Source organism: Rhizorhabdus argentea, from assembly GCF_037861105.1.
Lineage (GTDB): Bacteria > Pseudomonadota > Alphaproteobacteria > Sphingomonadales > Sphingomonadaceae > Rhizorhabdus > Rhizorhabdus argentea.
Genome location: NZ_JBANFK010000009.1, coordinates 12,125 through 39,002, shown reverse-complemented (window position 1 = coordinate 39,002; position 26,878 = coordinate 12,125). Strand labels below are relative to the sequence as shown.

Genomic DNA, 26,878 nt, shown 5'->3' with positions numbered 1-26,878 from the left:
ATTATCAGGAGCAACTATGCGATTTTTTCGTTACCAAACCGGGAATGGCGCAGCGCTGGCGCTTGACCTGGGCACCCGTGCTGTTTCCCTTGCGAGCCTCGACGCCGGATTACCATCCGACCTGACGGAGATCATCAAAGGCGGCGCGCAGATGCTGGCGCGCATCGCCGCGCTCGCGGAGTCCGGCGGAGGCCATAGCGTGGACAGGGGATCGGCGACGTTGCTCAACCCCTTCCCGGCCCCGGCAAAAATTCTCTGCATCGGGTTGAATTATCAGGCACATGCCGACGAGACGAAATTGGCGGTGACGTCCTTTCCGACGGTATTCACGCGCTTCACATCCACGCTGCTCGACCCGAACGCGGGCATTCCGCGTTCGCACGTTTCCGAAGCCTATGACTATGAAGTTGAACTGGTCGCCGTCATCGGCAAGCGCGCCCATTATGTCGAGCTCAGCGACGCGCTCGATCATGTCGCGGGATACACTGTCGCGAACGACGTCTCGGTCCGTGACTATCAGTTCCTGACCTCGCAATTCATTATCGGCAAGAATTTCGACGGGACGTGCCCGGTCGGGCCGGACTATGTCACCGCAGACGAGCTACCCGCCGGCGGCAAGGGCCTCGCCATCACGACCGTGCTGAACGGTGAAACGGTTCAATCCCAATCAACGTCGGACATGATCTACGACGTCGCAACTCTCGTTCACAAGCTAAGTCAGGTGATGACGCTGGAGCCCGGCGATATCATCCTGACAGGCACCCCCAGCGGCATCGGGCATGCACGCGAGCCCAAGCTGTACATGAAGGACGGCGATGTTGTCATCTGCACGGTCGACAAGGTCGGCTCGCTCCGAAACACTGTCCATGACGAACAGCGCGCCTGACGGGGTGGGGAGATGAGCAAAGTCATATTCATCGGACTCGATGGCACCAAGCACATCATCGATGCCAAGCACGGGCAAACCGCGATGGAAGCGGCGGTTCGCAACGATGTTCCGGGTATCCCGGCCGATTGTGGCGGCGCCTGTTCCTGCGCCACCTGTCATGTCTATGTTGATGAAGAATGGATCGACCGGCTTGGCATGGCCGAGGGCGATGAAGACAGCCTGCTGGATCTGGCTGAAGGACGACAAGAGAATTCCCGTCTGTCCTGCCAGATCAAGCTGAGCGAGGCGCTCGACGGGCTAGTTCTACACGTTCCAGACGAACAATAGCAGCAGGCAGAAAATCACTCGGACCGGGCGAAGCTTTGAAGGCTTCGCCCGGGGCGTTTGATGGCGGTGGGATCAGCACAACCGCTTTACCGTATCCAGGCCTGCAAGACTACCATCGACGCGCCATTTCTCCAGAATATCGGTGAGAACGAAGACGCCCGGCCCATACATGCCGTTCCGCGCCATCCTGCTCGTGGCCTGACCCTCCTCGTTCCAGAAGCTGGGTGTGCAGGTTTTCCACATCTGAATGGCGGGGCCGCAAACATCCAAATGGTGCTGGACCCAGTTGGACTCCGCTTCGGACTGCACCTCCAGGCTGACGAGATCCCGCTTCTTTGCTTCACCGATGACATAGGCGATATGGATCGCCTGCTCATTCATCATGTGCGGGAAATTCGGTCCCCATGCGGTCTGCGTCGTGCTGAGAATAAAATAGTTCGGAAAGCCGTGCACATGGATGCCGTGCAAGGTGGTGGCGCCTTCCTTCCACTTTTCAGTCAACTGCAACCCGTCCCGCCCGTAGATGGGCATGACCTCGCCATCGAGGTAAGCGCTCAAGGCAAAGCCAGTCGCATAAACGATACAGTCGACCTTATACTCTTGGTCGCCGACGATCAGCGCATCCTTCGTTATGCGATCAACGCCGCGCCCGGCGGTATCGACGAGCTTCACATTCGACCGATTGAACGTTTCCAGATAGTCGTCGTGGAAGCACGGGCGCTTGCACATCCGGGCATACCAAGGCTTTAGTGCGGCCGCCGTTTCCGGATCCTTGACCACCTTATCGACGCGATTGCGTACATCTTCCATATAGGCAAAGTCAGCCATCTGGAACATCCGTCCGATTTCCTCAGGCGGTGTGTCGGCCGTGGCCTTGCTCATTACGTCATGCATGATCTTGGTCCACCCGTCGTCGACCAGATCTTCCTTCATCGGCATGCCGCTTACGATGGCGGTGTAGTTATTCATGCGCCGCTGTTGCCAGCCCGGCGTGAGCGTCTTGGCCCATTCCGGATCGGTCGGGCGGTCATTGCGATAGCCGATCGATGAAGGCGTGCGCTGGAATACGTAGAGTTGTTTCGCCGCCGTGCCCAAGTGTGGTACGCATTGCACCGCCGTCGCGCCCGTACCGATGATGGCGATCGTCTTGTCGGCGAGTTTGTCCAGGCCGCCCAGCGAAGTGCCGCCAGTATAGTTATAGTCCCAACGGCTGGTATGGAAGCTGTGCCCCTTGAAGCTTTCGACACCGTCGATTCCGGGCAATTTAGGCTCCTGCAACGGGCCCGAAGCCGTGATCAGGAACCGAGCCCACAGCCGATCGCCGCGATCGGTCGAAACAAGCCAGCGCGCCTTTTCTCCATGCCACCGCGCCTCGGTCACCTCTGTTTGGAACAACGCCTTTTCATACAGGCCGAATTCGCGGCCGATCCGGCGCGAATGCTCGAGAATTTCGGGTGCGCGACCATATTTTTCGACCGGCATGTAGCCGGTCTCTTCAAGCAGCGGCATGTAATTGTAAGATTCGACGTCGCAGGCGGCGCCGGGATAGCGGTTCCAATACCACGTTCCGCCGAAGTCGCCGCCCTTTTCGATGAGACGAACATCGGTTACGCCGCGCGCGCGCAACCGGGCACCGGCCAACAGGCCACCGAACCCACCCCCCAGCACAACGACATCAAGCTCTTCTTCGATCGCCTCCCGTTCGATCCGTTCAACATACGGATCCTCAAGATAATGGGCGTATCGGCCTTCGATCTTGATATATTGCTGCGTGCCGTCTGAACGAATCCGGCGAGTGCGTTCCTCGGCATACTTCTGCAACAGAGCTTCGGGGTCGAAATCAAACGCATCGCGGCTTTTCATTGGCGCATCACTTTCACGAGAGACGCAGCTGAGGCCTCGTTGCCGGGCAGGCCATGCTGCTTGGACGCTGAATTGTATGACGCGCGTCCAGCTTTCGAACATCGTCCGAACGGATATTGTCCGCGCGCACTGCCGCCCGAATATTATTCGCAAGTTCAAATGCAGGAGATTCAAGCGAAATGCCGCTCCACCCGCAAATGCAGATCTTCGTCGATCAGATGCTCGAAGCGGGAAGTCCGCCGGATTTCGCGGTCATCGGCGTCGAGGCCTCAAAGGCCGTTGCGACAGCAATGGGTCAGCATATGGGGCAAGGCCCAGAGGTAGCGAGGGTAGAGGATCTCACTTTCCCCGGCCCGGAATCGGAGATTGCGGCCAGACTATATGTTCCGGAAGGCAGCATCATCGGCTTGCTGATCTATCTTCATGGCGGAGGGTGGGTGCTCGGCGATATTTCCGGCTATGATGCGTGTGTCCGCCGTCTGGCAGTGAAATCCGGGTGTGCCGTGCTCTCGGTCGACTATCGGCTGGCGCCGGACCATCCTTTTCCAGCGCCGCTCGACGATTGTTATGCCGCGACCTGCTGGGCCGCGGCGAACAAGGCTCGCATCGGCCTTGCCGACGACACGCCCTTGGCCATAGGGGGCGATAGCGCGGGCGGGAATCTGGCCGCCGCCGTGGCGCTCATGGCCCGTGACCAAGGCGGACCTGCACTGGCGGCGCAGATGCTCCTTTATCCAGTGACCGACGCCGATTTCTCGACTCCTTCGCATCAGGAGCACACGTCAGGCCTGCCGCTGGTTTCAAGCGCGATGCAGTGGTTCTGGAGCAACTACATTCCGTCCGTTGCGGAGCGCCTGAATCCGCTGGCATCCCCGTTGCAAGCCGAAAGCCTCGCCGGTCTCCCGCCGGCCGTGCTGGCCATTCCCGGTTACGATCCGCTGCGGAGCGAGGTCGAGCGATATGGAGAACGGCTGAAGGCCGAAAACGTCAGTCTGAGTGAGCTGCGTTATGACGGGCTGACCCATGGCTTCTTTCAGTTCGCGCAGATATTGCCGGTAGCAGGCGAAGCGCTAGACGAAATCGCCGAGAAGCTGGCGGAAATGCTGCTCACACCCGACTGAGTGGATCGCCGCGATCATATCGACCCAGCGTCGCGACAATCAGCACCGATAACAGAAACCCCCAGAACAGCGTCTGGGCGAAAACGGCATAATCCCCGCCGCGATCCCGCAGGGCCGATGCCAGGAGCGGGCCGAACCCCGCCGCGCAACCGACGATTCCGGTCAATATGCCAAACAGAAAACCATAGTTGCCCAATCCGAAATAGCGGGTGGTCAAGTAAGCCATGATATCCAGCTCGGCGCCCAGCGAGACACCGACGGCAATGGCGACCATGGCCATTCCGAACATACCCGGTGCACCCTGCCAAAGCAGCAAACAGGCCAGCGCGGGGATTGAAAACAGAACTGCGCCGATCAGGGTGCCGGGCAAGCGATCGAGGAGCCATCCGGTGCCCAGCCGCCCTGCCAGCCCAGCAATGCCGATCAATCCCGCAAGGCTGGCGCCGGTTTCGCGCCAGATTCCGTGTTCCACGCAAATCGGCACAAAATGCACCGTCAGACCGATGACACCGATCGTCACGATCAGGCTCATCAGCGCGATCCGCCAGAACCGCGTGGAGCCGAGCGATACCCGCAGGCTCGACCCGCTGAACACCAGCCCAGCCGCAGGCCGCGCTTCGAACCTTGAGCCGCCCGCTCGCAGCAGCGTGAGCGAGGCAGCGCCGCCGATCGTCAGAGCCAGGAGACCAATCCCGGCATAGGCCGCCCGCCAGCCGAGATGCTCGATCAACTGCTGTGTGATCCACGGGACGCTGAGCGCTGCAATGGACGACCCGCAATATCCGATTGCCAGCGCCATCCCCCGGGCCTTGTCAAAGTGGCGCGCAACAGCAACCAGCCAGACGGGAACCGAAATTGCCAACGACGCAAATGCGACAGCAACCCATCCCAACCTCCAGCCATCAGCGTTTGGCCCAGTAAGACCCAGCGCTGCCATCGCGATGGCATAAGCAATCACGCCGAACGCCGATATCCTGCCCGGCCCGACGCGATCGACCAGCAGCCCAATGAATGGATTGCCAAACGCTGCCACCACCCCAACAATCAGCATGCCCGACGTGATATCGACTCTGCTCCAGCCGAAATTGGCCAAGGGTTCCAGGAACAGGCCGGTGGAATAGACATAGAGCACGGCCGTAAAAATGCCGCCCGCCGCAGCAAACGCGATCGGCCAGCCGCTTCGCCATTCGGCGCGGGCATCACGCACAACGCCAGGTTCGGCCTCGACAGGCGTTGCGGCCATGCGGCTATGCCGCCTGAAAATTTTCGTCGACAATCCAGCGGCACATTCGGCGCCACGGTTCAATCGCATCCTGAATACCGTGGTTGGACATTCCGATCGCGTGGCCCAGCGTGACTAGGCGTTGCGCACCGTGAAGCGCCAGCCGGTCGCGCAGGGCAAGCTTCAAACTCTCGGGGAAAATTCCAATGGTCTGCGTGTAGCTCGTGACCGCATTCACCGGTGTCTCCACCTCGTCGAACGGCACGATGTTCAGCACCCGGTTGCCGAGCATCCTGGCAAAATCCACGGGTTCGTCCATCTGCGAAACGATGACTGCGCCCTGCTTGCCACCCCCGATCACCCGATACCATTCATCTCCGCCCAATCTCAGCGCCTCGACCTCGTCGGCGAGGGCGGGGTCCGGGCGCACCGCTGGCCCGCTGATCGATCGGGGCAGATCCTGGATAGCGTCGTAAACCATCTGACCAAAACGGCTTATCCGCTCCAAACCCTCTGGATCAGTGCCACTTTGCACCCAGACGACCCGGGCGTTCACGCAGGCCTCCTGATTGAGCCCTCCACCGTCCATCGCCAGCTTCGCTGCAACCGCCCGCATCGTCTCCTCATCGTCGAAGGCTTCTCGCCCGATGATGGTCGAGCTGAGCTTCGGGTCGAGCGCGACCAGTTCGATGCCCGGCTGAATATATTTCGCGATATGACGGATCGACGCCATGCCGCCCCAAGCGATGATCTTTTCGATATTGCGGGAACTGTAGAGCTGCTCCTCGACCACCGCATCGCCGCCTTTCCAATATGCTACGCTGAGATGACGCGTCAGCGGATGGTCCGGTGCCATATCGATCATCGTCCGCGCGACCGCAGCCGCCGTCAGCGGATCATTGCTGGGGGTCTTGATGATTGCATCACCCCGCGTGATTGCGTTCCTCGCGATCGTCAGCACCGAAGTTCCCGGTGCATTTCCGGCAACGATATGCACGCTGCGCGCACCAAAGGCGCGGATGCGGGATTTCAGGCCATTTTCGAGCTGCGTTTCCACCCAGCCGTCGAGATAATCGACGCCGATGGCCTGCTCGGCGACTTCACGCAGTGCGATGGGATTCAGCCCCTGCCCCATGCTTTCGTACATCGAATGCAAGATCTCGCGCCCCAGGCCGGAGGTGCGGCACGACAACTCGAACGCCTCTTCGATCCACGGATTGCGCAGATTCAACCGTTCGCTCAACGCGGTGAGAAAATCGAGAATGTCGGTGAAGCTCAGCGAATAGAGATCCGCCATTGACCCCGGAGAGGACAGGGCGAGCCTTGAGATTCGAGCACCGACATCGGGAGCGGTGAAGCTGATGCCTCCACCGCGTCCGCCGTGCGTAACCGCTTCCTCGGCGACGATTTCGCCGCGGATGATCAGCGGCACGCTGAAAGCAGCGTCGGCCACCAGATCAGTCCATTTCCGCAAGGAACGACAGTGCATTGTCATGCGCTTCCGGCGCCCCGGCACAGGTGATCTTGTCGTCACCGCCCTCCGCGTCGCTGTACCGGCGGATGGAATCATCGATATGCGGACCGGAGAGACCGCAGGCGCATTCACCGAACGTCATAGTCACTTCATCACCGCTCAATATGCCGCCCCAACGCTCCTGAATCGCCAGGTCAATCACGCCGAAACGCCCAGTATGGGTGCCACTTCGCTCGGAGGGGGCGCCGGTTTCCGGATCGAGCAGGAACACCAGCATCCATGGCGGCGCGTGATATTTTCCAGCCGAGCATTTGGCCATGAGCCCGGAAATCTCGCTCATGCCATAGCCTTCGCTGATGGCATCGACGCCGAGGAATTCGCGAATATCCTCCTTGAAACCGCCCGGCAGGATCTTCCCTTTTGTCCCGCCGGCCGAAAGGATCAGGCTATCCGGCGCAAATATTCGCGTTGCCCCGCGCTCGCGCCCGGCTTCCAGCATTTCATTATACATTGCCCAGTTGGCGGCCATCATCACTCGTTTGCCGAGCAGAGTCTCGAATATCGTGTCAAAGAAGCGCGCCCTCCGCGCAGGCGCATCTTTCTGCGCCGCGCGAAATTCTTCCAGACGATTGAGGATGGCAGGGGAGATTTGCGAGCGACCAATTTCCCCCCGGCTCTCCGCCGTGGCCAACCGACCGCCCAGCGACAGGACGTCCGCGCTCAGCCTGCCGGGATCCATTACCACCACCATGGCTTCGTCGCCGTTGTAAAGATCGTTGACCATGCTTTCGACGTTCGCGCCGTATCCGTTGTACATCTCGCGATGGCCCACCACGACGGTCGGCACCGTTTCAAGGCCCGTCGGCTCGGGCTGGAACAGATTTTCCTGACAAAGACGTCCCGTGCGCAACTGCAGCCCCGCGTCGAGGGGCCCGCGGGGCAGAAATGATAGCTTGCCACTAGTCCCGGTCGAATGTGTAATGCGGACACCCGCATCGCGCTGCAGCGCATCGAGCCAATCGTCGATCGTCTCCACCCCATCGGTCTTGACGCCGGAGAGGTCGGCGATGGTCAGATTGGCCAGCCATGCCGTCAACCGGTCAAAGCGGTTCTTCTCGATCAGCGAAACCGGATAGGATTTATAGACCGAGTGCTTGAACAACAGCGCTGCCGCATCGTCGAGGTCGCGAATCTCCTCGATACCCTGCTCGCGCGCCAAATTGGCCAGCACCGGCAAGCGGTCGCGAAGATCGGCAAACCGCTTGCGGACGGCGGCGAGCTGGATCGCTTCAGCCTCGGCCGGTGCGATCTCCAAGCTTGCCGTCCGGTTCAACCACATCATCTCCTGGGGCTGGTCGCCAAACACCAAAGGATCTACGGGTCGCGACAGGCCGGGTTCGGCCATCTCAATTCTCCTGGCTGTGTGCACACATGCGATCGCGGCGCTGTTCGTGCAAAGCTGTCCCCCGCGACCAGACGGCGCATCGTCCCTTTGGGCTATTCCCGTCCAAGCTGTTGCGGGCGAGAGCCGGGCCGCACGCCACGAGCGCGAGGGTGCAGCCATTGATCGGCACCGCCGCCGACATGTGCGGCGGCTCCAGCCGAACGCCGCGAACAATGGTACATCATGAAAGAAAAACCTCTCGTCCCCGTCTATCGTACCGCGGAGCTGACAAGGCGGTCGTCATCAGGGCGCCAGGTAGAGGGCATCGACAGGGTCCGCCGCTGCGGGCTTGCGGACGATGATTTCCAGATCGACCCCATCCAGAAGCGAGCGTCCATCCAGCCGAACGAACTCTAGCAATCCGTCCGGCGTCGCGAGCTTCTCGGCGACCGACATCCCTTGGTCCTGGAACCACGACAGCGCCGCATCCGCTTCGTCCGGCGAATAGATGCTCACTGTCAGATGGCTGAGCCGAGGGCCATTAGCACGGCCTAGCCGGGTAGCCAGTTGCGGGGCTGAGGCCGCATCGACCAGTTCGACCGCAAGCTGCCCGGCGCGCCCGGCGAACGACCTGCGCGTGTGCCCGTCCGCACTCACCAAGAGCAGCGTTCGCCAATCCGTTACCCCATAAAATTGGGAATAGCTGGCGCGCGTCTGATCAATATCTGAGGTAACCACCACATAGCGATACAACCGATCGATCGGCGCACGCCCAGGCAACTCTGTCACTTCGGGGCCGAACGCATGAACATCCGGCGGCCCTCCCGCCGGATTTGGCCCTTTAACCACAAGCAGTTCAGCATATGCCCCAAGCGAGTCGATGGTGTCGAAATAGTAATAATCTACGGTGTCGCTGATGATCGCGCTCTGGGCGGGGGCTATTCGGGCCTCCGCCAACCGTCTTTCTGTGGCGGCAAACTCGGACTGATCCAGGATGGTGTAAAAGACATGCTGCAGCCCAAGCCCCGCCTCCGCCTTGAACTGACCATAGACGGAGCGGTCGCCAGCGAGCGATTCGCAGAGTTCGAAGCCGACCGGGCCGTTCATCGCAACCGCGGACATGAAATGCTGCGGCAGATCCTGCCCATGCACGCGCGGTTCACGAAAGTCGGCATTGGTCAGGGTCTGCGCTTCCCAGACGGGAATGCCAAAAATACGCGAGAAATTTTCGATGCTTCGCAGGCAATCATCCACCACGACGCCGGAATGATACAAGCCAGTGACTGGCAAGAGAGTCATCGCCAGGGTCCCTTATGAACGAGTCGCGCTGAACCTCATTGCATGCCGACCAGGCGGCGGCTCGCCGGCATATCGAGGTTGAACAGCCGCGCCGCGTTCTTCCATGCGATCTTCTCATGCGCCTCTGCGGGCAGCTTGAGCTCATCGAGCAGCGCGAAGCCGTCCGCCCAGTCCCAGCCACCACGATTGGAGCCGACGACCAGGTTATCCGCGCCCCAAAGATCATAGAGAAACTGGCGAGCCTTCAGATCGTGAACCAGCACATCGAAATAGAAATTGCCGATATAGTCGTAAATGGACCGCTGGGCCTTCACCCCAGGTTGGCCCGTGGTGCGCGCCTGCTCCATTCGGCCCAGCTGATAGGGCGTCATGCCTCCGCCATGGGTGATATAAATTTTCAGCTTGGGGAATGCGTCCAACACGCCACCCAAGGTGAAATGCGCAAAAGCGACCGATTCGGAATGGCAATAGCCAAGCACCCAGGACAGATTGTACCGATCCTCCTTCCCAGACGCCATCGGTGAGGGATAGGGATGAATGAAGATCGGGAGGTCGTGCGCCTGCAATGCCTCGAACATCGGCCAATATGCTTCGTCGTCGAAGTTACGACCGCCAAAATCGTCGGTTCCAAGGTTGACACCGCGAGCGCCCAGCGCAGCGGCGCGGTTCACTTCGTCGACAGCTGCCTGCGGATCCTGAAGCGGCAATGTCGCCAGAAAGAACAGGCGATCTGAAAACCGCTTCGCATCCCGTGCCATCAGGTCATTGTGCAGCTGGCAAAACGGAATGGCGATCTCCGGCTCTGCCCAGTAGAAATAGAATAACGGCGATATCGTCATGGCCGCCATATCGACGCCAGCGGCGTCCAGCTTGGTGACTATACCTGCCGGATCCCAGTTCTTGCGCATATCCTCCATCGGATCGAACGGGACGCCCTCCGGCTGGGGGGGCAGGAACACCTCATATGGCCCCACCACAAGCTTCCATCGGCCCCCAGGCTCCTGAACATAGTTGGGGCCCCATTTCCCCGCCATTCCGATCGCTTCGGCGAACAGCGCATGCCCGTGTACGTCAATTTTCATCGGTGCTTCCTTGAAGATCATGCTGATCGCCCTGCCGGGCGGATGGCACGGCGGCGGCAATCGGCGGAATCGGTTGCTCGCCAACCACCCGCAACCCAAAGCCCTCCAGACCAACAAAGGAGTGCGTCTTGGAGTTGGTGAGCAGGATCATTTCCCGCACGCCAATGTCGCTGAGCATAAGACAGCCAAGACCATAGGCGCGCAGCATGCCATCACCCGGAACGGGATCGGCACGGCTTTTCGCGAGATATTGCGAGATATGCGACCCCTCCCCTTCGCGCGGCATCACCACCGCGCCGGAGCCGTATCGGGCGATCTCCATCATCGTGGCATTGAGCTGATGAGCGCGGCCATTCGCGAGTCCAAAAAGATCCTCCAGCAAATTGATCGCATGGACACGCACCATCACCGGTTTCGACGGATCGATCACGCCCTTCACCAACGCCAGATGCTCGGTCTGCTCGGTCGCATTGAGATAGACCCGCAGACGCCAGTCGCCGCCATATTCGCTTTGGAACGGCTGATCGACCGTGCATTCCAGGATGGTGTCCTTCCGCCGCCGGTATGCGATCAAGTCGGCGATGGTGCCAACCTTCAGGCCGTGGATCTGCGCAAAGGACACGAGATCCGGAAGCCGGGCCATCGTCCCGTCGGCATTCATTATCTCGCAGATGACGCCCGCAGCCGTGACCCCGGCGAGCCTCGCGACATCGACTGCCGCTTCGGTGTGGCCGGCCCGCACAAGCACGCCGCCCTCGCGCGCGGTGAGCGGAAAGACATGGCCAGGACTGACGATATCGTCTCGCCCGCGCGTCGGGTCGTTCGCGATTTGAATCGTGCGTGCCCGATCGGCAGCGGAAATCCCCGTGGTAATCCCCTCGCGGGCCTCGATCGAAACCGTGAAGGCAGTGCTGAGGCGCGAATTATTGTCATGGCGCATCGGATCGAGTCCGAGCGCCTTCACGCGATCCAGAGGCAATGCGAGGCAGATCAATCCGCGGCCATGCGTAGCCATGAAGTTGACGACATCGGGGGTGGCAAACTGCGCTGGAATGACGAGGTCGCCTTCGTTTTCCCGGTCCTCGTCGTCGACCAGGATAAACATCCGCCCGTTTCTGGCCTCCTCGATGATCTCCTCGGTGCTGGAAATCGCGCTATGCGGATCAACCATATCGGTCGGTTTCATCATCAGTCGTCCTTGACGAAGCGACCATCTGCGTCGCGCAGTTCCGGTCGATCGAAGCGCGCCTGGCCGTCCGGAAACATCGTATTCCGATTGTCGAACGCAGCCTTGAGCCCCTTTTCCCTGGCCAGATCGCGAAAGCGACGAGTGACTTCCGCCGTGTGAAGGGCAGCATCATTCTCCGCTGCGAGCCGCTGAAGCGTGCGCGCGCCCATCAGCTCGAGCCCCAGGTTGATAATGCGCTTGTTGGTGTGGAGAAGATCGATATCAACCTTCCCCAATCGCCGCATCAGGCTTGCAGCCTCGGCATCCAAAATGTCCGCGGGGACCGACTTCAGCACCAGTCCCGCCTTCGCCGCATCCTCGCCGGACAACGTGTCACCGGTCAGCATCAGCCGCTTCGCCCATTGCGGACCCATATGATATAGCCACATGCTGTTGGGCGTGGTGCCGACGTCCCGCACCGGTGGAACGCCGATATTTGCGTCGTCGGCCGCGATAATCATATCGCAGAGCAGCGCCAGATCAGTGCCGCCGGCTAGGCAGTTCCCATGGATCTGCGCGACGACTGGCTTGTGCATGTCAAAGATGGTCATGCGAAGGCGCTGTGAGTATTCCAGCCGCCAGCTATCGTCGGCGACGCTTGCGAACCCCTCCTCATAGAGGCTTCCGCGACGATATTGCGTGTCGCGCAGCTTGGGCCGGATACTGATGCCAAGGTTGGGCGTCAGATCATAGCCGGCGCTGAAATCTTTGCCCGCTCCTTTAAGAAGCACAGCATGAACTGCGGTATCGTCGTCGGCCTCCCACAGCGCGGCACTCAGCTCCGTCAGCAATTCCATCGACAGCGCATTGCGTTTTTCGGGCCGGTTCAGCGTTACGGTCGCATAGCCGCCCTGCACATCATAAAGGATAAATTCGAATGGCATCCACGCTCCCCAGATTCTGACACGGGCGTGAATACGGCCTCACGGCGATCCCTGCCCATTCATCCAGCCAATGCTTCCTGAGGCACGCGCGCCGCGATTCCATCCCTCGTTCGGACGATTGTTTGGCGCAGCGCGTGTGCTGAAAGCCTATTGCACCACCACCCGGAGAAGCCGTCGTGATCATGTTCGAGAAGGAGGGCGGAATTGCTCGGGTGACAATCAACAATCCCGAGCGCCTGAATGCGTTGGACGACCAGGACTGGCTGGATCTCGCCGACGCTGTCAACGATGCCGATGCCGACCGCCAAGTCGGCGTAATCGTGATCACCGGTGCGGGCGACCGGTCCTTTTGCGCTGGGGGCTACCTCGCCGATATCGCGGAATTCGACGCAGAACGTTCACGGCGGGTCTATCGAAATTCCGGCAAATGCTTCTTCGCGATCCGCAAGGCACGCCAGCCGGTGATCGCGGCGGTCAATGGCTATGCAATCGGCGGCGGCAACGAAATCGTGGTCGCGTGCGACCTTGCGATCGCTTCGGATCATGCAAGGCTGGGCCAGGTCGGCCCCAAGGTCGGAAGTACGCCGATCTGGGGCGCGACCAACCTGCACGCCCTGAACATCGGGGAGAAAAAGGCCAAGGAGATGGTTTTCATGTGCCGGCAGTTCACGGCGCAGGAAGCCTGCGAGCTCGGCTGGATCAACAAGGTGGTCCCGCACGAAGAGCTCGGCGCCGAAGTCGATCGCTGGTGCGAAGAGCTACTCGACCGGAGCCCGCTTTACATTGAGCTCTCCAAGGTATCCGCAAACACGTGGTGGGATATGATGCAACCCGCCATCTCGCATGGCGAGCAGTTCCTGATGCATGCTGCGGGATCCGAGCAGAATCTGGAGGGCGCGCGCGCCTTCATGGAAAAGCGCAAGCCAGACTATCGGCGCTTTCGCAGAGACCCGAAAAAGGGCGTCTGATATGCTGACGTTTCCGCACTTTCAACCGCGCTTTCCGCGCGAGAACTGGACGCTGCCGCACGTTCTTGAGCATCAGGCGCGGGCCATCCCCGACGCCCCCTTTCTGCAATGGACGGATTCCGAAGAACCGCTAAGCTTTTCGGAGGTGAACGAGGAGGCCAACCGGCTGGCGCACGGCTTCACGGCGCTCGGCATCGCCAAGGGCGACAAGGTCGCGATCTTCCTGCCAAACTGCCTCGAATATCCGCTCATCTGGTTCGCACTGAACAAGCTCGGCGCAGTCGAGGTGACGATCGGCGACAGCTTCAAGGGCCAATTCCTGCGCCATCCGCTAAAACTGAGCGAGGCACGCATGGTGGTTACCACGCCAGCCTTATCGCATGTGCTTGCGGAAGTGACGAACGACCTTCCGGCGATTGAGCGCGTGATTTTGGTGGGGGACGATGAGGCTGCAGATTGCCGCCCGGCCAGCCTCGGCACGATTACGGTGACGCCCCTTGCCACCCTGCGCAGCGCGAACACGGAAAATCCCGACATCAACGTCTCGCCGCGCGACCTGGCGGCCGTGCTTTTTACGTCGGGCACGACTGGGCCGTCAAAGGCGGTGCTGATGCCCCATCGCCAGATTTACTTCTTTTGTGAAGAAATGATCCAGGTGTGCCGGCTGACACTGGACGATGTTTACCTGACCGGCTTTCCATTCTTCCACGCCAATGCGCAGCTGGAATCGATTTACCCGGCAATGGTGATGGGCATTCGTTGCGTCCTCTACCGCAAATTCAGCGCGAGCGACTGGATCGGCAGGATCCGCCGTTCCGGCGCGACAGTGACAAATCTATTGGGCGCGACAATGGCATTCGTCGCATCGCAGCCGCAGCGTCCTGACGATACCGATCACAAGTTGCGCTGCATCTTCGCGGCGCCGGTACCGGACAAACTGTGCGGCACGATCAAGGAACGATATGGCGTCGAGGCAATCACGACCGGCTTCGGTCAAACCGAAATCGCCATGCCGTTTCTTTCGCCCTGGGGGCAGGCGATCCCGTCAGGCGGATGTGGGGTATTACTGGACCAATGGTATGACGTGGTGATCGCCGATCCGGAAACCGGCGAGGCGCTCGACGGCGAGGCTGTCGGCGAACTGCTGGTTCGCCCTAGGATCCCCGGCGTGATCTGCGACGGGTTTATGGGCATGCCGGAAAAGACGGTGGAAGCGTGGCGCGACCTGTGGTTCCATACCGGCGACGCCGTGCGTCGTGATGCCGATGGCTGGTATTATTTCGTCGATCGGCTGAAGGACACGCTCCGCCGTCGTGGCGAGAACATCTCCTCCTTCGAAGTCGAGGATGTCGTGCGCGCCTTTCCCAGCGTCGCGGAGTGCGCTGTCGTCGGCGTGCCTGCAGACGAGGATGGCGGCGAGGACGAAGTGATGGCGTTCATCGTCCCGGCCGAGGGGGAAATGGTCGATCCGGCGGCTTTGATCGCGTTTTGTGAACGCAGAATGCCCGCTTTCGCCCTGCCCCGCTTCATCGAGATCATTGCGGATCTGCCCAAGACGCCATCGGAGAAGATCCAAAAAGGTGAACTTCGCAAACTGGGGGTAAGGGTTTCCACCTGGGATCGCCAGTCTCGGGCCACGACGGTGGAAGTCGGCTGATGCTTAGAAGAAGGCTTTTCACATCTGAGCATGATATCTTTCGTGAGTCCGTCCGTCGCTTCATTGCCGAGGAAATTCTCCCCCATCACGAGGCATGGCAGAAGGACGGCATCACTCCGCGCTCGCTTTGGCTGAAAGCGGGCGAAGCCGGCCTGCTATGCCCGATGGCGCCGGCGTCTCATGGCGGGTGCGGGCTCGACTTTCTGTTCAGCGCCGTCGTGATCGAGGAACTCGCACGGGCCAATGTGCCCGACATCGCATTCTATACCCATAGCGACATTGCCGCGCCCTACATCTGGGACTTCGGCAGCGAAGCGCTGAAGGCAAAATGGCTACCTAGTGTGATTGCCGGTCGATGCATCGTCTCGCTTGCGATGAGCGAACCGGACGCCGGCAGCGATGTCGCCTCGATCAAGACCAGTGCGGTTCGCGATGGCGACGACTATGTCATCAACGGGTCGAAGGTGTTTATAACCAACGGCCATAACGCCGACTTGTTCGTCGTCGCCTGCAAGACAGATCCGCATGCACGCGGTCGCGGCATCAGCATGATTTTGGTTGAGGCGGATCGCGCGGGCTTCCGCAAGGGACGCCTTCTGGAGAAGGTGGGGCTCAAGGCGCAGGACACCGCAGAGATCTTCTTCGACGATGTCCGCGTTCCGATCACCAATCTGGTGGGCATCGAGAGTGCCGGCTTCCAGCAGATGATGCGCTGCCTGCCGCAGGAGCGGTTGGTGCAGGCGGTGCGTGCCGTCACCGCCGCTGAATCGGCACTGGAAATGACGATCGCCTATACGACGGAACGCAAGGCTTTCGGAAAGTCAGTATCCGAATTTCAGGCCATCCAATTCCGTTTTGCCGAGCTTTTTGCGGATATTGCCGGCCAACGCGCGCTGGTAGACCGCTGCATGGAAGCGCTGGTGGCGGGCGAACTGGACGATTTCGACGCGGCGGTGGTGAAGCTTTCCAGCACCGAGATGCAGGCGCGGGTAATCGACGAGTGCGTAACCTGTTTTGGCGGGTGGGGGTTCATATGGGAATATCCCATCGCCCGCGCCTATGCCGATGCGCGCGCCGCGCGGCTGGCGGGCGGCACCACCGACATCATGAAATTGATCATCGGGCGACGGCTGACCTCCGCAGGGCGCTGAGCGGTTCGTACGCGTCGCGCAACGATGTCCGGCGCCGAGCGGATTCTGCCTGCCACTAGCCTTAACAGACGATGTTGGGTGGAGGTGTAGGTTTAGAGTGGCTGCCGGATAGCGCCGTGAGACGGCGTCGGGTGATTGAGACGGAGAAATTGGTATGGCGACGTTGGCGCAAGAGCCTGAGGTTGGATATCCGGCTGAGCTGGCGAAGTTTGCGGGCCGGATCAACGATGCCGATGCCCATGAATGGGTTCCGCCTGAATTGTGGGTGGAGATGTTCGGCGAGGTGACGCGTCCGTTTGCGGAACTGGATCTGCATCATCTCAAGGGGATGAAGAACAATTATTTCAAGGATGTTGATTCCGACGTCCAGAACAAGCTGACCTTTCGCGGTGCCTGGCATGGCAAGGGGCCTTATGCCTATGGCGCCTATGACATGGCCCAGCGGCTGGAGCTGATGGACTATTGCGGCATCGACAAGCAGCTGATCTTTCCGGGCAATGTCGCGATCAACGCGCTGTTTCTGCTGGCCAATGCGGATGTGGCGGCGTTTTTCCCGCAGATCACCGGCGACCGGGTCGGCTTCGCGCTCAAGATGATCAAGGCCCAGAATGACTGGGTGATCCGCAGCCAGGCCTATTCGGACCGGGTGCGGCCGGTGGGCGTGCTGCTGGGCGAAACCCCCGACGCGCTGTATGCCGAGGCCAAGCGTCTGATCGATGCCGGGGTGCGCTGCGTGTGGTTCCCCGGATCGATCCTGCCGGGCGGCAAGTCGCCGGCGCATAACGACCTGGACAAGACCTGGGCGCTGCTGGCGGACAGCAACACGGTCGCCACGCTGCACGTCGGCAACGAGGCCGGCTTCTTCAAGACGCTCGACTGGCGCGAAGCCGATGCCTTCAAGGGCTGGCTGATCGGCGAGGAGATCTCGCTCGATCCCTGGACGCTCTCGACCATGCCGATGGCATCGCAGAACTTCACCGGCACGATGGTCACCGGCGGCGTGTTCGAACGCCACCCGATGCTGCGCCTCGCCGCGATGGAAACCGGCGCCCACTGGCTGGGACCGCTCGCCCACGCACTCGACATGTGGTCCGCCAACACCCAGACCTCCAAATGGAGCGAGCGCCTGCCGCTCAAACCCTCCGAATATATCGCCCGCAATGTTCGCTGCGCCGGCTTCCCATGGGAACCGATCGACAAATACATCAACGATAACGGCCTGGACGACTGCTATTGCTATGCCTCCGACTTCCCCCATGTCGAAGGCGGCACCAACCCCATGCCCTTCTGGGAGGAACGACTCCGTCCCCTCGGACCAAATATCCAGCACAAGTTCTTCGTCTCCAACGCCCAATGGATCATGCCAGATTGAGTTCGCTCCTGCAGAGCCACTTTTCCCCTAAGGGCTGACGGAGTCGCTCGGGATCTAATCGGATTGAGGTCGGCATCGATCGGATGCTGGCCTCATTACTTCGTCGCCAACGTCCAACGAAAGACGCCAACATGCTCTCTGCTCCCATACTCACTGGGAAGAAAATCCTGATAACCGGCGTTACCGGGCTCATTGCACGTCCCATCGCCCTGATGTTGGCGCAGAACAACGAAGTGTGGGGCCTGTCGCTGTTCAACGAGGCGGAAGCAGCGACACGCGCGCTGCTGGAGGCCGTCGGCGTAAAATGCATCCCATGGAACATGGCGACAGACGCGTTCCCACCAGCCGTCCCGGCGGATATTACCCACATCCTCCACACCGCCATGCTACGCGAAACAGAGAGCTTCGACGCAGCGATGGATGTCAACGGCGTGGCCGTTGCGAAATTGATGGACCGGTTCCGCGGTGCCGAGGCCTTTTACTTCATTTCATCGACCGCGATCTATCAGCACCTCGAACCCGAACACCGGCACAAGGAGACCGATCCGCTAGGTGGCGGGCTGGTATTCATTCCCGCCTATCAGGTCAGCAAGATCGCGGCCGAGGCGGTCGTCCGGTCGCTCGCGCAGCTTTACGATCTGCCGACCGTCATCATCCGCCCCGGCATCTGCTATGGTCCGGGCAGTTGGGGTGGTGTGCCGATCCTGTTCCTCAACAAGATGCTGGCAGGCGAGCCGATCGAGCTTCCGCCCGAGGGTTACACCTATGCGATGCCAATCGATGTGGACGATATCGCGCGGTTCACGCCATCCATCTTCAACGCTGCATCGGTTCCAGCAACCATCGTGAACATGGCCGGCGACGATGCGGTCTCCGACGTTGAATACATAAGGTATATCTCCGAAATCACCGGTGTTCCGGTCGAGTTCCTGCGCGGAACATATTATCGCGATAATTATTTGACCGATAACAGCAAGCGCGAGGCGATCGCTGGCAAATGCCAGATCCATTGGAAAGACGGCATCGCTCGGGCGATCGCCGCGCATTTTCCCGACATGAAGTTGAAGCAGGCCTCCCACTGACAGAATAACCGCCGGAAAAAGGGTCATAGCCCGACGGTCGAGCCAACGGACTTCGCCCTATTTCTGAGCTTCCGCACGGATATAGTGACGGATCGCCTCCAGTTCGGCCGGATCCAGGTCGCGGAATTTGGGCATGCCGGATGAAACCAGCGCACCGTCACGGACGATTCTGAAAAAACTATCCTTGTCGGCCACAATGCCCGAGGCCCGGAGGTCCGGCGCTGCACCCCCGGCACGGACCATTTCGCCATGGCATGCGGCGCAATTGGCGGAAAACGAAATCGCTCCCCGCATCGCGAGAGCAGGGGTCGTTGCCGGCACCGGCCCTTTCAGTGGTACAGCGGCTTCTCGCCTCGAAGGGGGCAGTTTGGCGGTTCCATCCAGCCGGAAGGTCAACAATCGCCGCTGCTGACCGAACATAGTCCAGCCGAACCGGTCCACGCCCGGCGCGCGCGCGCCATACGCGCCACCATAGCCTGCAATCACCGATATATATTGCACGCCCTTACGGGCAAAGCTGATTGGCTGGGCGATAACGCCGGTGCCCGCGAAAAAGGACCATACAGCCTTTCCGGTCTGCGCATCATAGGCGATGAACTTGCCGTCTAGCCGCCCCTGAAAAACCAAGCCGCCGCCGCTCGCCATCGTCCCTGAGGAGGCATAACCGGGCAATGGGCGGTGCCACACCTCCCGCCTGGCAACCGGATCCCACGCAATGAGTCGCGCGCCCTGCGAACCCTCGGTAAGGATCGCGGTGAGATCAACGCCGGTATTCATGATCACCCCGCCCGGCTTCCATTTTCTCGCGTTAATCCGGCGATCGTCATAACGGGCGCCAAGATCCACCGTTGGAATATATAGAAGCTTCGTCTTTGGACTGTATGATTGCGCCGGCCAATTATGCGCGCCGCCAGGATAGGGCCACAGGTCGAATTGGCCGCCGGGGTAACGCGCTTCGGGATTTTCGATCGGGCGGCCAGACTTGACGTCGACGCCAGACGCCCAGGTGACGTGTGGCACGATCTTGTCCGCCGAGATCAGTTTTCCGTTCTGCCGGTCGATGACGTAGAGGAAGCCGTTCTTCGGCGCGTGGAGCATGACGGAGCGCTTTTGTCCGCCAATCGTGAGATCGACCAGCGTCATGTCCATCGCGGAATTATAGTCCCAGCTTTCACCAGGGTTGGTTTGGTAGTGCCAGACATAGTTCCCCGTTTTCGCATCCAGCGCGACCACCGAACACAGGAAGAGATTGTCGCCTCCTTTGGGGCTTCTGATTTTCTGGTTCCAAGGCTGTCCATTTCCGGTCCCGATATAGATGCGGTCAAATTCGGGATCATAGGTGATCGCGTTCCAGACGGTGCCCCCGCCGCCATGTTTCCACCATTCGCCGGTCCAGGTCTTCGCGGCCATCGCCATGGCCTTGTTCTCGAAACCGTTGGCGGGATTTCCCGGGACGGTGTGAAATCGCCACAGTTGGCGACCGGTCCGCGCGTCATAGGCCGTCACATAGCCGCGGATCGGCCCGTAATCGCCGCCGCCATGGCCAATTATGACACGTCCTGCAAAGACGCGCGGCGGCCCGGTAATCGAACGCAACTCGCCTTTTTCGAAAGTCGCAACGCTCCAGCGCACCTTGCCCGTCTGGGCGTCCAGCGCGATCAGCCTGCCGTCCTGGGTGCCGGTGATGACCAGTCCGTCCCAATAGGCGACGCCCCTGATCCCCCAGCCCAGTTTGAGCGTATCGCCGGCCACCGCCGGAACATCGGGATCATAGGCCCAAAGCTGCTTGCCACTGACCGCGTCAAAGGCGTGTACCACGCTATAGCCATAGGAGATGTAGATGACGCCGTTGATCTCGATCGGCGCCGTCGCAGGATTGTTCACGACCGGCAAATCCGCCGACCATGCCAGCCCCAGCCGCGATACATTCGATACGTTCACCTGATCCAGCGGGCTGTAATGCTGCTCGTCATAAAGGCGCCCATAACCAGGCCAGTCGTCGCCATTTTCCGCATCGGTAAAATTGACGCCGTCGCGCCTGGAATCGCTGCAGCCATAGATGAGCAGGCTCGACGTCATGATCGCCAATATGATGGGCGCGTTCCACGCCCGGCCACTGCGCAGGGAGCCGCTTTCAGCGAATCTCGATGGAAAGGCATCCGACCGCAAAGGATGTAGCTTCAACATGCCGCCTGAGATTCCTCCACCCGGTCCATCACGATAGGAACACGCGTATGGCAGCGCGGCACCGTCCGACCAGACGACAAGGGTCGACCAGCAGCTGCCGCTCGACTTAGATGCGGCCCGGCCGACGCAACGCTTCCGCGCCCCCGTCGCAATAGATGGTCTGCCCGATTACGAAGCTGTTCTGCGGACTGCCGAAAAAAACCAGCAGTTCGGCCAGTTCTCTGGGATCCGACGGTCGGCCCAGGGCCGAGGGCACCTGGCCGTTCAGGAAATCCCGGCCGTCCTGCGTATCGAGCAGCGGCTGAATCATGGGGGTTGCGACCATGCCGGGCGCCACGGCGTTCAAGACGATTCCCGATCCCGCCCATTCCTGCCCCACCGCGTTCTGCTTGATCCACAGCGACAGGGCCATCTTGGACGAATAATAGGCATACTCGGCATCGTCGCCGATCGCCGCTACCGCCGCGTCCTCATTCATCTCGAGACAGGCGGTAACGGTCGCGTCGTCCTGTCCCATCAACGCGGCGAAGGACGAAATGGCCACCGCTCGGGGTTCCGGGCTGGCGCTCAATAGCGGTCGCAAGCCTTGCAAACTCGCTACGGCACCAAAGAAATTGACCGACACGATGCGGCCCGCCGGACCACTGGATATGCCCGCGCAGGCCAGGACTGCGTCCACCCGCCCGCCGGCCAGGCTTGAAACCTGTTGTACCATCGCCCCCCGGCCATCCGTCCCGGACAGATCGGCGTTCACGTCGGCATTGGCCAGATCGACCCCGATGACCCGATCGCCACGTTCGCGCAGCAAAGCCGAGCAAGCCGCCCCAATGCCGGATGCCGACCCGGTAACGACGATTGTCCGCATTTCGAGAATCCCCTCTGGCAATCGCCATCCAGGCATGTTGCCTGACCGATATCGAGGAGATTCCTGAAAGATATCGCCGCTGTGACATACCTCTGTTCGGACGACGGGACCTGAAACCGGGGCGGATCCACACAGGCCTTACAGTCGAAATCCGTCCGGTAAGACGATGCCAAAGACCGGCGCAGGCAAGATATGCGCCGGAGCGATCATGGGCTCCGCGCGCTAAACGCAGATGGAAATCCCGGCCACCATGTCAATGCGGGCGGCACATTTCAGACCGTCGGGTACGAAGGAGGATGAAAATGTCCAACGCCACCATGTCATGCAACGGCACGGCCGAAGATAGAGCGGCGGTCATGGCGATCGAGCACCGCATTGGGACGCTTGCCGACCCCGCCGACGTGCCGCCCTTCTACGCCGGTGAGCGCGCCATATTGTACGACGCACTCATGCCCGGTTCCGTCCGTGGCGCCGACGCGATCTGCGATGCCTTTGCCGCGCAACTGGTTGGCACGACGTCTGTCTCGACGGAACTCGAGGAACATGATTTGCACATCTCGGGCGACCTTGCGGTTCTGCACAGTATCCAGCGTCTGACGGTCGAGCGCGAGGCCGGAGGCAGCAGCGAAGTCGTGTGTCGCGTGACGGACGTCTTCGAGCGCGACGGCGACACATGGAGAATCCTGCACCAGCACATCTCCTATGGGATCGACCCCGCAACCGGGAAGGCCATTTTCTTCTCGCCGGCCACAGCGCAGGAATCTCAATCGACGGAATGAAACGCCGGTTTGCCAATATTCCCGCAGATACCATCGACATCGCGTGCGAGAGCGGCGTGGCACGCATCGGATACCAACGAAGAAGGCGGAAGGCCAATTGTCGTCTTATCAGACCATGCACGCGCAAGCCCAAGCGGCATAGCTTGCGGTAGCAAGAGCGGTGCAAGCATTGCGCTGCCGGAGGGATTCGGATGCTCAAAGAGTTACAGAACGATAGTGTCCAAGCTATCGAAATGGAACAATTTGTTCAAAGTTTCGATCACCACACCATCTTCTTCCGGGATCATTTCTACAATGTGCTGAAACGAGTGGCGGGAGAGGAGTCGCTGCTGCGTTCCAACGTTTATGATGGCGGCTTTTCGGTCGTCACCAGCTATGAACTCATGACCAAGATCTGCTTCGACACCGAGAATTTCAGCAATGCGCCCGGAAGCCGCGTCGTCCCCCGATCGACCATGCCGCTGCTGATGCCAAGCGACCTCGATCCGCCTGTCCATGGGGCGTTCCGCAAGCTGCTGAACCAGTACTTCACGCCCAAATCGATCGCTGCATTCACCGAAGTCGTCGGGGCCGATATCCGCGAGATTCTTGCAGCCGCCCTCCACAAGGGTGAACTCGACATCGTGACCGATCTCGGCCAACCCGTCACCGGCAAGTTCACGATGCGTCTTCTAGGTCTCCCCGTCGAGGACTGGGCCGAATATTCGATGCCGATCCATCGCGCCGCTTTCTGCATCGGGCCGGTCGAGCAACGCATCGCCGGGGGAATGGCATTTGCCGTTCGGGTTCGATCGGAAATCGAGCGATTGGCGAAGTTGGCCGACGCGCCGGGTCTGATCCCAATTCTCCTGAGTTCGTCGGTCGATGGCAGGAAGCTCACTATCGACGAAATTCAGGCAATCGTGATGAACCTGATTATCGGAGGGCTCGACACAACCCAAGCGGTCATCGGTTGCACATCAGTGTTTCTGGCCCGCAATCCCGATCGGCGCGCCGAACTGGCCCGGCACCCCGAGCGTATTTCCGGCGCGGTGACCGAATTTCTGCGAATCTTCGGATCGGCCCCAATGACGGGCCGGGACGTCGTGCGCGATTGCGAAGTCGATGGCCATGCCTTCCGTGCAGGACATCCCGTGCTGTTGTTCTGGACGGCGGCCAGTTTCGACCCGGCCTTCGTCAAGCAACCATTCGATGTCGACTTCACCCGCGGTGCGAACCGGATGGGAACCTTTGCCTTCGGACCCCATCATTGCCTTGGCAATCAGTTCGCCCGCATGGAACTCGGCCAAATGCTGAAAGCGATCGTCGAGCTCGACCGGTTCGACGTGATCGAGGAGCGGTTGAGAATCGCCGACAATGTCAGTTCGACGCTCGCCTTTCTCGAGGTTCCCGTCGGCATCTGATCAAAATAACGGTCTTCCCTCATCCGGAAAAAGCCGCCGGTCGAGACGCATTGCCCCCCATCCTAGCCTTAACAGACGATGTTGGGTGGAGGTGTAGGTTTAGAGTGGCTGCCGGATAGCGCCGTGAGACGGCGTCGGGTGATTGAGACGGAGAAATTGGTATGGCGACGTTGGCGCAAGAGCCTGAGGTTGGATATCCGGCTGAGCTGGCGAAGTTTGCGGGCCGGATCAACGATGCCGATGCCCATGAATGGGTTCCGCCTGAATTGTGGGTGGAGATGTTCGGCGAGGTGACGCGTCCGTTTGCGGAACTGGATCTGCATCATCTCAAGGGGATGAAGAACAATTATTTCAAGGATGTTGATTCCGACGTCCAGAACAAGCTGACCTTTCGCGGTGCCTGGCATGGCAAGGGGCCTTATGCCTATGGCGCCTATGACATGGCCCAGCGGCTGGAGCTGATGGACTATTGCGGCATCGACAAGCAGCTGATCTTTCCGGGCAATGTCGCGATCAACGCGCTGTTTCTGCTGGCCAATGCGGATGTGGCGGCGTTTTTCCCGCAGATCACCGGCGACCGGGTCGGCTTCGCGCTCAAGATGATCAAGGCCCAGAATGACTGGGTGATCCGCAGCCAGGCCTATTCGGACCGGGTGCGGCCGGTGGGCGTGCTGCTGGGCGAAACCCCCGACGCGCTGTATGCCGAGGCCAAGCGTCTGATCGATGCCGGGGTGCGCTGCGTGTGGTTCCCCGGATCGATCCTGCCGGGCGGCAAGTCGCCGGCGCATAACGACCTGGACAAGACCTGGGCGCTGCTGGCGGACAGCAACACGGTCGCCACGCTGCACGTCGGCAACGAGGCCGGCTTCTTCAAGACGCTCGACTGGCGCGAAGCCGATGCCTTCAAGGGCTGGCTGATCGGCGAGGAGATCTCGCTCGATCCCTGGACGCTCTCGACCATGCCGATGGCATCGCAGAACTTCACCGGCACGATGGTCACCGGCGGCGTGTTCGAACGCCACCCGATGCTGCGCCTCGCCGCGATGGAAACCGGCGCCCACTGGCTGGGACCGCTCGCCCACGCACTCGACATGTGGTCCGCCAACACCCAGACCTCCAAATGGAGCGAGCGCCTGCCGCTCAAACCCTCCGAATATATCGCCCGCAATGTTCGCTGCGCCGGCTTCCCATGGGAACCGATCGACAAATACATCAACGATAACGGCCTGGAGGACTGCTATTGCTATGCCTCCGACTTCCCCCATGTCGAAGGCGGCACCAACCCCATGCCCTTCTGGGAAGAACGACTCCGTCCCCTCGGACCAAATATCCAGCACAAGTTCTTCGTCTCCAACGCCCAATGGATCATGCCAGACTAACTTGGTGCCTGAAACGCGATCAGTATCGACGGGGCCTTGGCGCGCGCCGCCAAAAAGGGGTGAGAATGGCAACGGCGTATCAAACGCAAATCACGAAAGCCAATGACATCGTCCGCGCGGCGATCGATCAGCAGATTGCCGCCGGTCACGAAATCGGCGTGCAGGTGGCCGCTTATCTGGATGGCGAGCTGGTAGTCGATACCTGGTCGGGGTTTGCCGACACGGACAGCGGGCGGATGGTTGATGGGAACACTTTGTTCAACCGCTATTCGGTGACCAAGGCCATTATCGCCACCGCGCTTCACATTCAGGCCGATCGCGGTCGGCTGACCTATGACGCGCCGGTGGCCGAATATTGGCCCGAATATGCGGTCAACGGCAAGGCGGCCACCACGGTGCGCCACATCATCACCCATCGCGCAGGCGTTCCCCAGATGCCCGAGGGTGTAACGCCGGACAGCATCTGCGACTGGGACGAGACCGTTTCACGAATCGGGTCGTTGACGCCGATTTGTGAACCGGGAACCAAGGCGCTGTACCAGTCGATGACATTTGGCTGGCTGGTCGGCGAACTGGTGCGTCGCACGGATCCGCAGCAGCGCCCGATCGCACAGTTCATCCGTGAGGAAATTGCGGTTCCACTGGGTATCGCCGACCTCTGGCTTGGTCTGCCCGACAGTGAGATGCACCGGTTCGCCCGACATGTGAGCGCCATTGCTGCCGTTCCTACGGAGCACCAGCCGCCGTTGATGCAGGCGTCGATGCCCGATGCGATCATGCTGGGGCCGGATATCTATGCCGAAAATGCCAAGGTCCGCCGATCCGGCATTCCCGGCGTCGGTGGCATCTTCAACGCGCGTAGCGAGGTCCGTGTCTGGGCGATGCTGGCCCAGGGCGGTGAACTGGACGGCGTGCGCCTGCTGTCCCGCGAGCTGGTCGATACGCTCTACACCATGCGCGACGATCCCGATGAACCGGACGCCGTGATGTACGGGGTTCCCATTCCACTGACGATCGGCGGCTTTTGGCTCGGTACCGATTATCCGCCTACCTGTGCCGTCGGTAGCAATTCCGCCATCTGCCACCCGGGATTCGGCAACAGCATCGGATGGGCGGATCGCGAGAGAAGACTGGCAGTTTCGATCTGCCACAACCGCATGTCCCAACCGATGAGCGCCGACCAGGATTCGATGCTGCCAATCGCGCAAGCCGTGCGTGCCGCGCTGGGCATGAATTGATGCGCCGCAAGCGAGGAAGTCTTC

22 protein-coding genes are annotated in these 26,878 nt (G+C 60.6%); 12 read left to right on the top strand and 10 right to left on the bottom strand.

Translation table 11 applies throughout. The features are described from left to right. Window positions 1-16: 16 nt before the first annotated feature. Window positions 17-886, top strand: coding sequence for a fumarylacetoacetate hydrolase family protein (locus AAC645_RS10425; protein WP_340315815.1), 870 nt, complete (start codon window positions 17-19; stop codon window positions 884-886). 12 nt (window positions 887-898) lie between these two features. Then, on the top strand, window positions 899-1,216 hold the full coding sequence (locus AAC645_RS10420; RefSeq protein WP_340315813.1) for a 2Fe-2S iron-sulfur cluster-binding protein: 318 nt from the start codon (window positions 899-901) through the stop codon (window positions 1,214-1,216). 72 nt (window positions 1,217-1,288) lie between these two features. Here the strand turns inward: AAC645_RS10420 and AAC645_RS10415 are convergent, their stop codons facing one another. Then, entirely contained in the window at window positions 1,289-3,079 is a 1,791-nt protein-coding gene (locus tag AAC645_RS10415; protein WP_340315811.1) for a flavin-containing monooxygenase, read from the bottom strand. Between the two features lie 179 nt (window positions 3,080-3,258). On the opposite strand from AAC645_RS10415, the gene AAC645_RS10410 reads away from it, so the two are divergent. Continuing rightward, window positions 3,259-4,200, top strand: coding sequence for an alpha/beta hydrolase (locus tag AAC645_RS10410; RefSeq protein WP_340315810.1), 942 nt, complete (start codon window positions 3,259-3,261; stop codon window positions 4,198-4,200). Here the strand turns inward: AAC645_RS10410 and AAC645_RS10405 are convergent. The 7 genes from AAC645_RS10405 to AAC645_RS10375 all read right to left on the bottom strand — a co-directional run bounded on the left by AAC645_RS10405 (window position 4,187) and on the right by AAC645_RS10375 (window position 12,773). Continuing rightward, window positions 4,187-5,443 (bottom strand): MFS transporter, encoded by a 1,257-nt coding sequence (locus AAC645_RS10405; protein WP_340315809.1) that lies wholly within the window; start codon window positions 5,441-5,443, stop codon window positions 4,187-4,189. The genes AAC645_RS10410 and AAC645_RS10405 overlap by 14 nt on opposite strands. 4 nt (window positions 5,444-5,447) lie before the next feature. Continuing rightward, window positions 5,448-6,875 carry an acyl-CoA reductase gene (locus tag AAC645_RS10400; RefSeq protein ID WP_340315808.1) on the bottom strand — a complete coding sequence of 476 codons (1,428 nt, stop codon included), beginning with the start codon at window positions 6,873-6,875 and terminating at the stop codon, window positions 5,448-5,450. Between the two features lie 4 nt (window positions 6,876-6,879). Beyond that, window positions 6,880-8,460 carry a hypothetical protein gene (locus tag AAC645_RS10395; RefSeq protein ID WP_340315807.1) on the bottom strand — a complete coding sequence of 527 codons (1,581 nt, stop codon included), beginning with the start codon at window positions 8,458-8,460 and terminating at the stop codon, window positions 6,880-6,882. A 123-nt stretch (window positions 8,461-8,583) separates the two neighbouring features. Further along, window positions 8,584-9,579, bottom strand: coding sequence for a VOC family protein (locus AAC645_RS10390; protein ID WP_340315806.1), 996 nt, complete (start codon window positions 9,577-9,579; stop codon window positions 8,584-8,586). A gap of 35 nt (window positions 9,580-9,614) precedes the next feature. Next, on the bottom strand, window positions 9,615-10,661 hold the full coding sequence (locus AAC645_RS10385; protein WP_340315804.1) for an amidohydrolase family protein: 1,047 nt from the start codon (window positions 10,659-10,661) through the stop codon (window positions 9,615-9,617). Next, complete coding sequence (ribB, locus tag AAC645_RS10380) at window positions 10,651-11,850, bottom strand: 3,4-dihydroxy-2-butanone-4-phosphate synthase (RefSeq protein WP_340315802.1); 1,200 nt, start codon at window positions 11,848-11,850, stop codon at window positions 10,651-10,653. The genes AAC645_RS10385 and ribB overlap by 11 nt, the downstream gene beginning before the upstream one ends. Beyond that, entirely contained in the window at window positions 11,850-12,773 is a 924-nt protein-coding gene (locus tag AAC645_RS10375) for a crotonase/enoyl-CoA hydratase family protein (protein ID WP_340315800.1), read from the bottom strand. Before AAC645_RS10375 ends, ribB begins: the two co-directional genes overlap by 1 nt. A gap of 182 nt (window positions 12,774-12,955) precedes the next feature. Here AAC645_RS10375 and AAC645_RS10370 point away from each other — a divergent pair, with 182 nt between their 5' ends. From AAC645_RS10370 to AAC645_RS10350, 5 genes are all read left to right on the top strand, one after another. Continuing rightward, window positions 12,956-13,741 (top strand): enoyl-CoA hydratase/isomerase family protein, encoded by a 786-nt coding sequence (locus tag AAC645_RS10370; protein WP_340315968.1) that lies wholly within the window; start codon window positions 12,956-12,958, stop codon window positions 13,739-13,741. Continuing rightward, window positions 13,638-15,398 (top strand): AMP-binding protein, encoded by a 1,761-nt coding sequence (locus AAC645_RS10365; protein ID WP_340315799.1) that lies wholly within the window; start codon window positions 13,638-13,640, stop codon window positions 15,396-15,398. Before AAC645_RS10370 ends, AAC645_RS10365 begins: the two co-directional genes overlap by 104 nt. Beyond that, window positions 15,398-16,549: an acyl-CoA dehydrogenase family protein gene (locus AAC645_RS10360; protein ID WP_340315797.1), complete on the top strand. Its 1,152-nt coding sequence runs from the start codon at window positions 15,398-15,400 to the stop codon at window positions 16,547-16,549. The genes AAC645_RS10365 and AAC645_RS10360 overlap by 1 nt, the downstream gene beginning before the upstream one ends. Before the next feature lie 154 nt (window positions 16,550-16,703). Continuing rightward, window positions 16,704-17,921 (top strand): amidohydrolase family protein, encoded by a 1,218-nt coding sequence (locus AAC645_RS10355; RefSeq protein ID WP_340315795.1) that lies wholly within the window; start codon window positions 16,704-16,706, stop codon window positions 17,919-17,921. A 131-nt stretch (window positions 17,922-18,052) separates the two neighbouring features. Then, complete coding sequence (locus AAC645_RS10350) at window positions 18,053-19,003, top strand: NAD-dependent epimerase/dehydratase family protein (protein ID WP_340315794.1); 951 nt, start codon at window positions 18,053-18,055, stop codon at window positions 19,001-19,003. Window positions 19,004-19,060: 57 nt separating this feature from the next. On the opposite strand, the gene AAC645_RS10345 is transcribed toward AAC645_RS10350, so the two are convergent. Together AAC645_RS10345 and AAC645_RS10340 are read right to left on the bottom strand one after the other, a co-directional pair. After that, on the bottom strand, window positions 19,061-21,082 hold the full coding sequence (locus AAC645_RS10345) for a PQQ-dependent dehydrogenase, methanol/ethanol family (protein WP_340315792.1): 2,022 nt from the start codon (window positions 21,080-21,082) through the stop codon (window positions 19,061-19,063). A 214-nt stretch (window positions 21,083-21,296) separates the two neighbouring features. After that, window positions 21,297-22,055 carry an SDR family oxidoreductase gene (locus AAC645_RS10340; protein ID WP_340315791.1) on the bottom strand — a complete coding sequence of 253 codons (759 nt, stop codon included), beginning with the start codon at window positions 22,053-22,055 and terminating at the stop codon, window positions 21,297-21,299. 296 nt (window positions 22,056-22,351) lie between these two features. Between AAC645_RS10340 and AAC645_RS10335 the strand changes: the two genes are divergently transcribed. The 4 genes from AAC645_RS10335 to AAC645_RS10320 all read left to right on the top strand — a co-directional run bounded on the left by AAC645_RS10335 (window position 22,352) and on the right by AAC645_RS10320 (window position 26,854). Continuing rightward, window positions 22,352-22,834, top strand: a complete 483-nt coding sequence (locus AAC645_RS10335) for a YybH family protein (protein ID WP_340315790.1) — start codon at window positions 22,352-22,354, stop codon at window positions 22,832-22,834. A gap of 233 nt (window positions 22,835-23,067) precedes the next feature. Then, window positions 23,068-24,237: a cytochrome P450 gene (locus AAC645_RS10330; protein ID WP_340315789.1), complete on the top strand. Its 1,170-nt coding sequence runs from the start codon at window positions 23,068-23,070 to the stop codon at window positions 24,235-24,237. 161 nt (window positions 24,238-24,398) lie between these two features. Then, on the top strand, window positions 24,399-25,616 hold the full coding sequence (locus tag AAC645_RS10325) for an amidohydrolase family protein (RefSeq protein ID WP_340315788.1): 1,218 nt from the start codon (window positions 24,399-24,401) through the stop codon (window positions 25,614-25,616). Next, window positions 25,598-26,854, top strand: a complete 1,257-nt coding sequence (locus tag AAC645_RS10320; RefSeq protein WP_340315786.1) for a serine hydrolase domain-containing protein — start codon at window positions 25,598-25,600, stop codon at window positions 26,852-26,854. Before AAC645_RS10325 ends, AAC645_RS10320 begins: the two co-directional genes overlap by 19 nt. The last annotated feature ends 24 nt before the right edge of the window (window positions 26,855-26,878 follow it).